Source organism: Flavobacterium humi, from assembly GCF_004745595.1.
Classification (GTDB): domain Bacteria; phylum Bacteroidota; class Bacteroidia; order Flavobacteriales; family Flavobacteriaceae; genus Flavobacterium; species Flavobacterium humi.
Window position 1 is genome coordinate 448,245 of sequence record NZ_SRLH01000002.1, and the last position, 13,025, is coordinate 461,269.

The 13,025-nt window shown below is 41.7% G+C and carries 12 protein-coding genes; 2 read left to right on the forward strand and 10 right to left on the reverse strand.

Annotation, left to right across the window (positions count from 1 at the left end):
- Positions 1-21 precede the first annotated feature (21 nt).
- Both E4635_RS04915 and E4635_RS04920 read right to left on the reverse strand, forming a co-directional pair.
- Positions 22-1,833: a hypothetical protein gene (locus E4635_RS04915; protein WP_135525505.1), complete on the reverse strand. Its 1,812-nt coding sequence runs from the start codon at positions 1,831-1,833 to the stop codon at positions 22-24.
- Between the two features lie 12 nt (positions 1,834-1,845).
- Complete coding sequence (locus E4635_RS04920; protein ID WP_135525506.1) at positions 1,846-2,649, reverse strand: T9SS type A sorting domain-containing protein; 804 nt, start codon at positions 2,647-2,649, stop codon at positions 1,846-1,848.
- A gap of 255 nt (positions 2,650-2,904) precedes the next feature.
- Here E4635_RS04920 and E4635_RS04925 point away from each other — a divergent pair, with 255 nt between their 5' ends.
- The gene (locus E4635_RS04925; protein WP_135525507.1) at positions 2,905-4,032 is read left to right on the forward strand and encodes a methionine aminotransferase; all 1,128 of its coding nucleotides are present in this window, start codon (positions 2,905-2,907) and stop codon (positions 4,030-4,032) included.
- Between the two features lie 12 nt (positions 4,033-4,044).
- On the opposite strand, the gene E4635_RS04930 is transcribed toward E4635_RS04925, so the two are convergent.
- From E4635_RS04930 to E4635_RS04950, 5 genes are all read right to left on the reverse strand, one after another.
- Positions 4,045-4,644 carry a GNAT family N-acetyltransferase gene (locus E4635_RS04930; RefSeq protein ID WP_135525508.1) on the reverse strand — a complete coding sequence of 200 codons (600 nt, stop codon included), beginning with the start codon at positions 4,642-4,644 and terminating at the stop codon, positions 4,045-4,047.
- Positions 4,645-4,653: 9 nt separating this feature from the next.
- Positions 4,654-5,010, reverse strand: a complete 357-nt coding sequence (locus E4635_RS04935; protein WP_135525509.1) for a hypothetical protein — start codon at positions 5,008-5,010, stop codon at positions 4,654-4,656.
- 85 nt (positions 5,011-5,095) lie between these two features.
- Positions 5,096-6,274 carry an AIR synthase related protein gene (locus tag E4635_RS04940; RefSeq protein WP_135525510.1) on the reverse strand — a complete coding sequence of 393 codons (1,179 nt, stop codon included), beginning with the start codon at positions 6,272-6,274 and terminating at the stop codon, positions 5,096-5,098.
- Between the two features lie 105 nt (positions 6,275-6,379).
- Positions 6,380-7,264 (reverse strand): OmpA family protein, encoded by an 885-nt coding sequence (locus E4635_RS04945; protein WP_135525511.1) that lies wholly within the window; start codon positions 7,262-7,264, stop codon positions 6,380-6,382.
- A gap of 127 nt (positions 7,265-7,391) precedes the next feature.
- Complete coding sequence (locus tag E4635_RS04950) at positions 7,392-9,581, reverse strand: glutamine synthetase III family protein (protein WP_135525512.1); 2,190 nt, start codon at positions 9,579-9,581, stop codon at positions 7,392-7,394.
- Positions 9,582-9,767: 186 nt separating this feature from the next.
- Here E4635_RS04950 and E4635_RS04955 point away from each other — a divergent pair, with 186 nt between their 5' ends.
- Positions 9,768-10,721 (forward strand): TerC family protein, encoded by a 954-nt coding sequence (locus E4635_RS04955; RefSeq protein WP_135525513.1) that lies wholly within the window; start codon positions 9,768-9,770, stop codon positions 10,719-10,721.
- Between the two features lie 5 nt (positions 10,722-10,726).
- On the opposite strand, the gene E4635_RS04960 is transcribed toward E4635_RS04955, so the two are convergent.
- The 3 genes from E4635_RS04960 to E4635_RS04970 are packed head-to-tail and all read right to left on the reverse strand — an operon-like array spanning position 10,727 to position 13,000.
- Positions 10,727-11,653: a T3SS effector HopA1 family protein gene (locus E4635_RS04960; protein ID WP_135525514.1), complete on the reverse strand. Its 927-nt coding sequence runs from the start codon at positions 11,651-11,653 to the stop codon at positions 10,727-10,729.
- Complete coding sequence (locus tag E4635_RS04965; protein WP_135525515.1) at positions 11,650-12,663, reverse strand: aminoglycoside phosphotransferase family protein; 1,014 nt, start codon at positions 12,661-12,663, stop codon at positions 11,650-11,652. Before E4635_RS04965 ends, E4635_RS04960 begins: the two co-directional genes overlap by 4 nt.
- Before the next feature lie 7 nt (positions 12,664-12,670).
- Positions 12,671-13,000, reverse strand: coding sequence for a hypothetical protein (locus E4635_RS04970; RefSeq protein WP_135525516.1), 330 nt, complete (start codon positions 12,998-13,000; stop codon positions 12,671-12,673).
- Positions 13,001-13,025 lie beyond the last annotated feature (25 nt).

Genomic DNA, 13,025 nt, shown 5'->3' on the forward strand with positions numbered 1-13,025 from the left:
AATTGCCTTTATCTGCAGCCTTTATGGCAACGGATTGCAATTATAAATATGGCTCAATACGTTCGGGTCGTTGTTAGAACCGGCCGAAGAAGTATGGCAGCTAAAGCAGTTCATAACTCCTTGGGTATACGTTTCCATTGTGGTATTGGAGAGCATATTGGTTCCCACGTGCGTAAAATTCGAAGCGGAAATATTCCAGGTCGAACCTACGTGGAAGTATTTTTTACGGATATCCGCACCGACCAATCTTGCGTTTACATCGGCGTTGGTAGCAATAACCTCAGCATTGCTTTGCGCCACAGTTAGCCCTAAGGCTGACGAACCAAAACCAAAAGGCCTTGTTCTTTGCGTATCGCTTCCGTCAATATTGAAAGGGAAAATCGATGTAATATCGGTTCCGCTCATACCACCCATGTTCATGTGGGAAACATTAAAACTGGATGCTGTTGCAGAAGAGAACAACCATGGTGTCCCGGCGCCAAAATTAGTATCAGCCAAAACAGTAGCCGTCGTACCTAATGTTGTAGTATACGTATAGTTTGGGTTCGGAGTATTGTTCACATGTTCAATAGTACCCCAAATCATTTCAGGATGCCCGGCCACACTACCTACAATATGCATTCCTACCAGTGCCAAATTCACGGTTTTGGTACCGCTTCTTGTCCAAAGGTTAGCAGAAGTCAAAATATAGTTCGGAACCGTTCCTTTTACGATAACGTAATCAGACGGATTAGGCAAGTTGGTGGTTTCTACCCAGGCTGTTTTCAATTCCATTGCCATAGAATTAGGCTCGATAATACCATAACTATGTGCGGCGGCATACGTTTGTATAGCCGAAATTTCTGCAGCGGTAGTCGGGAATTTGGTATTGCTTGGCAACACTCCCGTTTTTACCATTGTCAAGAAAACGGCATATACATCGTTTACCATAGAATTGAAATAAACCAATGATCCGTTTTTGGACATTAATACGTCTCCGGTTGCCTGTCCTTGGTCCGGAACGATAATTTTAATCACCCCAAAAATAGACGCTACAGAAACCGTAGTTCCAGAAAGTGTTCCAAATTGTTGCACTGTCGTATTTGGATTCAGGTTTGCTCTGGAAAGGATCAATTTCGGATTGTTGATGATACGCTGGTTCACATCAATGAAAATAGGCGTTTCGTTAGATACCCTTACATCCAGGACGTCTACCCTTCTTCCGCCTTCATCCATCACTTGCAGGTGGCCTTCTTGTGAAACCGGTGCTTTATCCACATCAAATATGGCGCGTGTTTCTTTTTCAAAAAGAAAAGGAAGCCCGTTGGCACCAGTAGCCGTTCCTTTCACATCAAAAGACATGGCTTCGCCAACATCGATTGCATCAAACCTTTGGCCATCCCTTCTCAAAGTAGAAATAATCCTGCCGCTGCAAACGTGTTTTTTCAAAGTCCGCAATCCCGTTACAGGATCAGTAGCGGTAACATCATAAAATTCAGGCGAATTGAAAACGAATCCGTTGCAGGATCCATAACTTCCGTTTGATGGTACCGGTGACAGCAGCCATAAAAACATTTGTTCTGTCCATCTGTAAAAATGAATATTCAGGGAGTTAGGCCCAACACCAGTTGTAGCGCTAAAAGTCAGTCCGTCAGCAGGTTTAACAAATACATTAAGCGCCGGCAGGACTCCGGTTGGAAGCCAGGTACTGAATAGCGAGGCCGGTACCATTGCACCCGTTCCCCTTGCGTTTAAAGGCAATACGGTTGCATACAGTGATTTTTTATATTCAACAAAGCCATAGATTCCAAAAGAAATACAGGCAAGTGCCACTAATAGATATATTTTTTTCATAATTGATACGGTTTAGTTGATGGTTATTTTTTTAGTCTTCTCAAAATCCGGGCTGCTTACTTTCAGTAAATAGATCCCTTTCGGAAAGCCGCTGAAATCAATCCTGGCCTCGTTGGTATTGAAACTGGCCGAGTATACTTTTTTTCCATTGATATCAAAAGCGGACACGTCAAAATTAGCCGTCAATGATGAAATCATAAAAACACCTTTGGTCGGGTTTGGATATACGTTGATGTCATTGATCGCGACATTTTCTCTTCCAAAACCTTGTTGCTTATGAGCAGCATAGATTTTGATATCGTCAATCACTATCGGATAAGCGGCATCCACTTTAGGCTGAGTAGATACAAAACGGATAATAGACTCCGCACCCGGCCTGAATTTGGCCAGGGAAATTACCGGCGTTATCCCTTCAGCGGCAGTAATACCGTAAGTAGCCACCTTGATCCACGTCCCACCATGGTCATTGGATAGTTCTACGGTTAGATTGTTGTGCGCAGCAGGGCTTTTTTCCCGCTGCAGGTACTTGAATTCCAACACGATTTCCGGATTGGTTAAATCCAACACAGGTGTTTCCAATGAAGTAGCGGTTTCCTTTGTAGCCAACCCGTTAAAAAACACGGCACTGTTATCGCCGGAAAGAGGCTTTTGGACATTGATCGCTGATAGGCCGAAATCAATCCATGTCGTCTCCTGCGATAAGAACTTCTGAGTAAGTTTTCCTGGTACTCCACTCTCAAAATTTTCTTCAAATTGCGCATTGGCTTCGGTTAAGGCCAAAGTGGCAATACAAGACAATAATAAAATTTTTCTCATAATGTTGTTTGTTTTGTTTGTAATTTAATTCGCACATAAATATAGTAAATAAATTACATCGTTAGAAAAATTCCTACAAAAAATAACCAAAAGGCAATAATTTAACAAACTGACTATGACTAACTTATAATGAAATCGTCGGAAAATACCTAAAAAACTGGAACTGACGGGAATTTTGCCTAAAAACGGATCAAAACAAAAGAGGCTCAAAAAATTAAGCTATTTTTACCGGAAGTAACTTTATACGATTACGACATGTCCAAATTACCCGATGTAACGACGAGCATTTTCTCCGTCATGACCCAACTGGCCAATAAGCATAACGCTATCAATCTTTCACAGGGATTTCCGAATTTTCCTGTTGATAAAAAGCTGTTGGAGATTTCCGGGCGTTTGCTTGGCGAAAACATACACCAATACACACCCATGGCCGGGTTGCCGTCATTGCTTGAAAAGATAGCAAGGCTTACACTGGAAAATTACCGTCGTACCATAAATACCGAAACGGAAGTACTGATTACTTCGGGAGCCACGCAAGGCATTTTTACAGCGATAAACGCATTGGTCAATAAAGGTGAAGAAGTTATTATCCTGGACCCGAGTTATGATAGTTACGAGCCTTCCGTTTTATTGGCCGGCGGAATCTCAGTCCGAATTTCGTTACAGGAAGATTATGCACCCGATTTTAACCGTATAGAAGCCTCAATCACTTCCAAAACCAAAATGCTGGTCATCAATAACCCGCATAACCCGACGGGGAAAACCTGGACGGCTTCTGATTTTGACACTTTGGAAAATATCATCGAAAAACATCCGCAGCTTATCATTCTAAGCGACGAAGTTTACGAATACATCTCATTCCTGCATCCGCATATTTCATTGCATACCCGTCCTACATTAAGCGCCCGGGCTGTTATTGTTTCTTCTTTTGGAAAATCATTGCATGTTACCGGCTGGAAAGTAGGCTATCTGATTGCGCCTGAAAATCTTATGGTGGAAATCAAAAAAGCCCATCAATTCCTGGTCTTTAGCGTGAACAGTTTCTCCCAGCATGTCATTTCGGAATACCTTGATGTAGTTGATTTTGATGCCATTGCGAAAATGTACCGGCAAAAAAGGGATTTGTTCCGGGACCTGGTCAGAGACAGCCGTTTTGAGCTCCTGCCCTGCGAAGGAACTTATTTCCAAGTCGTTAGCTATGCAAACATTAGCAGTCAGGATGATATTGGCTTTTCTCAGGAGCTGATTACCCAACATGGTGTGGCGGCTATTCCTATTTCGGTATTCCATAAGGAAGCAACCGACAGGCGGATGTTGCGTTTTTGTTTCGCCAAAACTGATGAAACACTTATTGCCGCCGCCGAAAAATTAAGCAGGATTTAAGCTGGTTATATGCTATAAACGTTTTTTCAGGTTCTCTTTTACTTCCTCAAACCATTCGTGGCGTAAAATACTCAATACGATACTATCGCGCCTTGTCCCATCGAGTTTGAGCATATTGCTCCTTAACACTCCGTCGACTTTGCAGCCAATGCTTTTCATAGCGGCCTTGCTTCGTTCATTGGTATTGTCAGCACGGAATTCGACACGCTCAAGCTGCATCTTTTCAAAAGCGAATTCAAGCAATAAGAATTTGCAGTGTTTGTTGAGGCCTGTCCCGTGGAATTGCTTCCCGTACCAGGTATACCCTATCTGGACCGTCTTGTTGTAAAGTTGGATGTCGTAAAAACGGGTACTTCCGGCATATTCGCCAGTACGCTTGTCGTATACGGCAAAAGCATATTCTATTTGCCTTTTGCGTTGGTCCAAAGCAATCTGGACATAATTCTTAAAATTCTCCTCGCCAATGGCCGCTATGGAAGAAAACGTCCAGATTTCCGGCTGGTTCAGGGAATAGGTAAGCAAATTCGGAATATGGTAAGGCTGCAAAGGCTCCAGGCGTACCATTGCCGATTCGAGTGTGTAATTTTCAGAACAATTGAATAAAAAACTCATAGTATTAGGTTATTCGGCCATTTCATCATAACGCTGCGGTACCTGGGGATCGTATAAAGGGCATTTGAATTCTTCCATAATATCCACAAGGGCATTCATGGTTTTGCCTTCAGTGCCGTAACAATCGATCTGGATGCTTTGCGGTGTGGTAATAATCTGGAACGCACCTGGCCCTTTGTTGTTTTTCCAACTGGACTCATCTACTTTCTCCCAAGTAGAAAAAGCATTGGAAATCCTGTTGAGAATAACCTCGACCGGCAATTCTTCCAAACCTTCCAATGTTTCTTTTTCAAGAAGTGCCTCATATACCAAATGGTGGTTCAGGTAAACTTCATCAAGGTATTTCCAAAAGAATAATTCGTACATAAGTTCTATTTTTTAGCCCTGATGGAAGCGGCATCCTCCTGAGGTTGGTAACCGAAGGAGATATAGCGGACAGCAGGAATGGCTTCTAATAATTAAAAACGCCGTATTCGGATGTTATGGTTAATTTTTTGCCTTGGTTTGCTTCCACACGGCCTATGATTTGGGCATCGATACCAAAGGATTTTGAAATGTCGATGATCTCATTTGCGATGTCGGCAGGAACGTAAATTTCCATGCGGTGGCCACAATTGAAGACCTGGTACATTTCTTTCCAATCGGTTTTTGACTGCTCCTGGATAAGCCTGAACAATGGCGGAACCGGAAAAAGATTGTCTTTGATGACGTGCACATCTTCTACAAAATGCAGGACCTTGGTTTGTGCCCCGCCGCTGCAATGCACCATTCCGTGGATATCGGCCGGCGTGTATTGTGAAAGTATTTTCTTGATGACCGGCGCATAGGTCCTGGTCGGGGAAAGCACTAGTTTCCCGGCATCTATGGGGGAATCTTCTACGGCATCTGTCAATTTTACCTTTCCGGAATATACCAAATCCGAAGGCACCGAAGCGTCGAAACTTTCCGGGTATTTGTGAGCCAGGTAATTGTCGAAAACATCATGCCTTGCAGACGTCAGCCCGTTGCTTCCCATACCGCCGTTATAATTTTTCTCATATTGGGCCTGGCCAAAAGAAGCCAATCCTACTATGACATCACCAGCCTGGATGTTCGCGTTATCAATCACATCTTTACGTTTCATACGGGCCGTAACGGTAGAATCTACAATTAACGTCCTGACCAAATCGCCGACATCTGCTGTTTCGCCGCCGGTGGAGTGTATGGTCACACCGAAGGTTTTGAGTTCTTCGATCAGTTCTTCCGTTCCGTTGATAATTGCTGAAATGACTTCGCCAGGAATCAGGTTTTTATTTCGGCCTATGGTAGAAGACAGCATGATATTGTCGGTGGCACCTACGCATAACAAATCATCGATGTTCATAATCAGGGCATCCTGTGCAATACCTTTCCAAACGGACATATCACCGGTTTCCTTCCAGTACATGTACGCCAAGGACGATTTGGTCCCTGCGCCGTCAGCATGCATGATCAGGCAATATTCCTGGTCATTGGTCAAATGATCCGGTACGATTTTACAGAAAGCTTTTGGGAATAATCCTTTATCGATGTTTTTGATGGCATTGTGCACATCTTCTTTAGCAGCCGAAACGCCACGAAGCGCGTATCTTTTTGAAGTGTCAGAACTCATGAAGTTAGTAGTTGTGCCTGTTTTGCCGTATGGGACAAGACAGGTAGATTGTTGTGGCACAAAGATAATAAAAGATTGCCGATTTCAGATTGGGAATTTACAGTTTTAGTTTTCCAGGACTTCAATTTCCACACGACGGTTTGCGGCGCGTTCCTCTTCGGTTTTTTCAGGTAACGGAAACAAAGGCATGCTACTTCCGAAGCCTTTAAATGTCATTCTTTTGGAATCGATTCCGTTCAATTCGAGGAACTGTTTTACCGCTTTGGCCCTTTGTGTCGACAAATCCCTCCTGTCTACCGCCAGGCAGCACAAATGCCCCTGGATGCTTATTTTAAGGTTTGCATTTTTTTGCATAACCAGCAAGAGTTCGTAAAGCTTGCTCCTGGATTCTTTTGTGATGGCAAAGGTATTGAGTACAAAATTCAGGTTTTCCAATTTAAGCTTTTCACCGGCTTTGGCGACATTGAATGTTTCCATAAATTTGACATCCAGCGGAATTTCCGAGCTTGTCCCATCGAAATTTGTGACGACGATTTTGTCCGGGAATGAAACGGCTTCTTTGGCTGTATTGATTTCTTTAGGTTTGAGTCCCATGATTTCAGCCTCACGATGCAAATCTTTTGGCAATAAATAATAGATGATAACCCTTCTGTTCTGTGCTTTTATTTTAGAATGCTGGATGCTTTCCCCGAAGCTCGCTTTTTTGAAATCTTCTCTGATTTTCATGCGGTTTTTCACCCAATTGAAAACCGTTTCGACTCTTTTGGCCGATAGGGAATCATTGTATTGCATGGTTCCGTCTTCATCTGTAAAGCCATAAATGGAAAGGATCTTGCTTTCTTTGTTTTCCAGGATCCATTTTTGGAGCGATTTGCTTTCGGAAGGAGGCAAAGTATGCTGGTTGCTTTCAAAAAACACCGAAAACTGTTCCTGGGAATACCCTACTAAAGAGGTGATGAAGAAGAAAACAAAAAAAACACTTTTATCCATGGCTTACTTTTTTAACGAATTTCGACAAAATAAATCATAAATAAAAGCTTTTTATAGTATTTCGATGGGTATGAAAAACAAAAAACCTGCCAAAAATTGACAGGTTTTCAGACTAAATTGTAAAATCCTATTTGGTAAACAATAATTCTCTGTATTTTGTTAATGTCCAGATTTCGTCATCAACCAATAACTCCAGTTTATCGCAATGTTCACGGATCACTTCAAAATATGGCTTTACTTTATCGCAGTAAGCTTCGGCCATTTTCTCGGCGCTTGGCAGGTTATTCGCTTTTTTACGCTCATCGATCATGGCATCCACATTGGTGTTGATCCCTTCAATGTGTGACGAAATTTCTTTAATTAAGGAAACTTGCTCTTTTGCGATTTTTTCAAAGTCCTTACCAAAGATTTCTTTTAATCCTTTTACATTTTCGATCAGGATGTTTTGGTAGCGGATAGCCGTAGGAATGACATGGTTGCGGGCAATATCGCCTAAAACCCTTCCTTCAATCTGGATTTTCTTCGTGTATTCTTCCAATTCTATTTCGTAACGGGCCTCAACCTCAACATGGTTCATCACATTCATTTCCCCGAACAAGGCAACTGCTGCTTTGGAAACTTTAGCTTTCAATGCTTTTGGCGTTGTTTTATGATTGCTCAAACCGCGTTTTTTCGCTTCTTTTTCCCAGGCATCGCTGTATCCGTCACCTTCGAATAAAATCGTTTTGGTTTGTTTGATATATTCTCTTAGGACATTGAAGATCGCTTCGTCTTTTTTCAGGTCTTTTTTCTCGATCAAAGCATCTACTTCCACTTTAAAATCTTTCAGCTGCTTGGCCACAATCGTATTTAAAGTAGTCATGGAAACCGCGCAGTTCGCAGAAGATCCCACAGCCCTGAATTCGAATTTATTTCCTGTAAAGGCAAAAGGCGAAGTCCTGTTCCTGTCTGTATTGTCCAATAATACATCCGGAATTTTCCCTACTACATTAAGTTTTAGGTCTGTTTTTTCCTCCGGTGATAATTTTCCTGCAGAAACCCCTTCCAATTCTGCCAGTACTTTGGTTAACTGTTGTCCGATGAAAACGGAGATGATAGCCGGCGGCGCTTCATTTGCTCCCAAACGGTGGTCGTTGCTTGCCGAAGCGATTCCTGCTCTTAACAATTCTTCATATTCATGTACCGCCTTGATCGTATTGATGAAAAATGTTAAGAACTGCAAGTTGCTCATTGGTGTTTTCCCAGGGCTTAGCAAGTTGATTCCGGTATCTGTAGCCAAAGACCAGTTGTTGTGTTTCCCTGACCCGTTTACACCTTTGAATGGTTTTTCGTGGAAAAGGACTTTAAAATCATGGCGTTCGGCAACTTTTTGCATCACATCCATCAACAATGAATTGTGGTCTACCGCTAGATTTATTTCTTCAAAAATTGGCGCCAGCTCAAATTGATTCGGAGCTACCTCATTATGACGGGTTTTTACCGGAATCCCCAATAGCATACATTCGTATTCCAATTCTCTCATGTATTGTAAAACACGCGTCGGGATAGAACCGAAATAATGGTCGTCCAATTGCTGTCCTTTTGAGGATGTATGTCCCAGCAAAGTCCTTCCGGTAGCCAGGATATCCGGGCGGGAAGATGCCAAAGCATTGTCTACCAGGAAATATTCTTGTTCCCAACCCAATGTTGGAGTAATTTTTTTAACGTTTTTGTCAAAATATTTAGCCACATCTGTTGCGGCCATATCAATAGCGTGCAAGGCTCTTAATAGAGGTGTTTTATTATCCAGGGCTTCACCGGTATACGAAATGAAAACTGTCGGGATACATAAGGTTGAACCGAAGATAAATGCTGGAGATGTCGGGTCCCAGGCAGTATAACCACGGGCTTCGAATGTATTCCTGATTCCTCCGTTAGGGAAAGAAGAAGCATCCGGCTCCTGTTGTACCAATTGGCTTCCGCCGAATTTTTCAACCGGGTCGCTGCCATCCATTGATGTTTCGAAAAAAGCATCATGCTTTTCTGCCGTAGTCCCTGTTAAGGGCTGGAACCAGTGTGTATAATGTGTCACTCCTTTAGACAAAGCCCATTCTTTCATTCCCATAGCAATATAATCTGCCAATTTCCTGTCGATTTTGGTCCCGTGCTGAACAGCGCCTTTAACTGCTTTGTATGCTTCTTCAGTCAAAAACTGTCGCATCGCTTTATCATTAAATACGTTCGAACCGAAAATTGCGGATTTTCTATCTGATTCTTCAAATAAAACAGGTTTCCTTCCTGTCGCTTTTTGCAATGCCTGAAATCTTAAAGTTGCCATAAAGTTGTGTTTTTAAATTTATACCCCCTAAATATTAATGCAAATATATATATTTTTATAAATTTTAAACAAATACCCCTATAAAATTTAATGTTAAATTAAAATTAAATCATTTTAACGAATTTTACCGAGGGTTTCTTTATTCCGATTGCAAAGGTTATATTTGTAACACTTAAAAAAAACATTATGATTGTCTGGATTTCATTTTTACTGGTGGTAGTTCTATTTCTTGCGCTTGATTTGGGTATTTTCAACAAAAACCCACACATCATCAGTACCAAAGAAGCCAGCATGTGGACCGGAATCTGGGTCGCTTTGTCTTTTGCTTTTTCCGGAGTGATTTATTGGTTGTACCAAAACCATTACGTAGACAACCCCGATAGCCTGAAACCGGCGGCAGCCACCATGAAATATATTACCGGTTACCTCATCGAGCTATCGTTGAGTATTGACAATATTTTTGTAATTGCCGTTATTTTCGCTTCTTTTAAAATCCCGCAGAAATACCAGCACCGCGTTTTGTTCTGGGGAATCCTGGGCGCAATTGTTTTTCGGGGGCTTATGATTTTCTTTGGTGTGATGATCATCAATAAATTCAGCTGGACTACTTATTTGTTTGGCGCCTTCCTGATTTTTACCGCGATAAAAATGCTGTTCACCAATGACGAGGAAAATTTTGAACCAAAAGAATCTTTTGTATACAAGGCTCTTGGAAAAATAATGCCGATAACTTCGGAAATCAACGGGGAAAAATTCTTCCTCAAATCTGAAAAAGGGAAAATAGCGACGCCGCTTTTTGTCGCATTGATTGTCATTGAAGTGATGGATGTTTTGTTTGCCGTAGACAGCGTACCGGCAATTTTGGCCATTACCAAAGATCCTTTCCTGGTATTCAGCTCTAACATTTTTGCTATTTTAGGATTGCGTTCGATGTACTTTTTCCTGGCAAACATGCTGGAAAAATTCAGTTACCTGGAATACAGCCTGATTGCCATACTGAGTTTTGTAGGGCTAAAAATGCTGCTGCACCATTATATTGAAGTACCGGAATGGGCTTCCCTTGGCTTTATAGCCTTGTCCTTGATTGTAGGGGTTTTGGTTTCTTTACAAAAAAGCAAAAATACCGATATAACAGAATAATCAAATCAATAGATGCCTTCCCTGTAAACGGTTTGCGGATGAATGCCTTTTGCCAAAAAGGCGGCATTGATGCTTTCCACGCATATTTCTTTCGATTTGGCGGCAATGAGCTGTTCGTATAACGACCCGGCAATAATCCCCGATCTGTGGGTTCCGAAGCTTTCTTTTCCGTTTCCATTATCGGAAGGTTCTTCTGCATATCCTATTCCTGGGTATAAAGCCAGGTGAAAAGCCGAATGGGCCTTTTTAAAATACCTTTTGTCGTATATTTTTTCTAATTGAGAGATTACTTTATCCTTATCTTTTTTGCTAAAATACAGCACAGAATTATCCACTCTTTGGGAATCCGGCAATGCCTGCAGGATCTTAAACTGGAAGGCGATATTTGATTCGTTCAGGCAATGCAATAATTTTTCCGTAAAAAACAAGGCCCATTTACTTGCAAGGTTGCAATACAACCGCGAAAGCCCTTCTTCAAAATCAGGTCCGCCGCTTTTCCCTTTGTACAAATAAAAACCGGGGGAAACATTGGGGAAATGGCAGGAAAAACGAACGTCGATAAATTGGCCTACCGCCGGAGCCTCCTCTAAGAAAGTATCTTTTTGAATGTCCAGGTACAGGCATATTCCGTATTTGGACACTTTTATCTTTTGCCCATCGAGCAGCCCGGTTACCTCCCAATTATTTTCCACATAGTGGTTTTCCGGAAAAATCCCGGCCAAAGCCCCGATAAAATCAGGATCAGTATGCAGGGAATGCTGTTCTTTTTCCTCCAGGCAATAATATTGCTTGTAAATGACTTGTTTGAGGGTTTCCACAATTCTTTCCCTGGATTTGCCCAATTGGATAATTTTTCCCAAACCATGATGATGGATGTATCCTTGGCCGGCATAGAAATCCTTCGCGATTTTATGCAATGTATTTGTAATCATAAGAAATGGATTGAAGTTTGTTTGTCGCTAAATACCAGGTAATTCCTTGCAATTTGCAGCAACATTAATTCATTTTTGCTCAAATGCCTGCTGTGGATCGAACAGTTAAAGAAAATCTTCATTAGGTACAGGCCTGCAAACCTGACGATACGATTGGTGTCTATAACCGAGCCTGTCTCCTTTTGATAGCTTTCCATCAAGACCAGGAATGCCTTTCTCAACTCTTGGAAATAATTATCTGCGAAATCCATTGTATCGTGGGTCAATTTCATTTCATAAACCCATTTCATCAAAAAACTTCCCAAAATATATCCCAGGTCATAATGCCTGTCTCCAACGGCCGTAAACTCGTAATCGATAATCTTGCAGTATTGTTTTCCTTTTTTCCTGTATACCAGTACATTATCTGCTTTAAAATCACCATGGACGATACAATTTTCTTCATATTTGGCATACAATTCGTCAATAGCAGCCAACAAATCAGGGAATTTTTGCAGGAACCTGATATATTCCATAACCGAAGGCCCACCTGAAGTAATGGCCTGTGGCGTAAAATAATTGAACTCCGGCAAAAGGTCTCCCCGGTTGATTTTCGGAAGGCTTTCTTTAAATGCAAGGTTATTGATGCTATGGAGCTTGCCCAATTGTTTCCCCACGGATTGAAACAGCGCTGCTTCGGGTTTGGCCTGCATTAATGAAGTATAGCCTTTGTAATACCTTGAAATCAGGATATCTTCAGCATAATTGAAATGAAAGGTTTTCGGTAAAAAAGACATCGCTTTTACCTCCTTGCTTTTAGCACTTTTATCCAGGAAAGCCAATTCATTCCCTAAAGATGTGCCGTTAAAAACCGTATTTGCCGATCCTTTTTTCTTGAGGATGAGCCATTTCGAATTGTGGGCAAAAGTAGCGATAAGGTTTCTTCCCCTTCTAACCTCAAGATGTTCTATATTTTTAAGACCTACCCCGGACAGGTAGGCCTTAATTTCTGATGTTGCATTGGATGCCATAGGAATGTTATTTTTTTTCCTCGCAACCTATCCACGGATGGCTCGCAACGGTTGTAACCGTTGTAATCGTATTGAGACAAGGCCTTGAAGAAGTGACAATTGTTCTGACAGTAGTGATAAAATGTTCTCCTTCCTCTTCTTTTACACCGGCTGCCTTGATTTCGTTTAGAAACCCTTGATCTTCCCCGAAAATAACCGGTGCTTTCTCGGAAATGGCAACCTGGTACACCGCTAAAATGGTGTCCAGCATTTTTTGTTCTTCTGCATTCAGGGAACCGTTTGAGAATGCTACTAATTTGTCCGCAAGGCTTCCGGCCTCTTTTACTGAATTTTTCATGATTTTTGGTTTTAATTGTTGATAA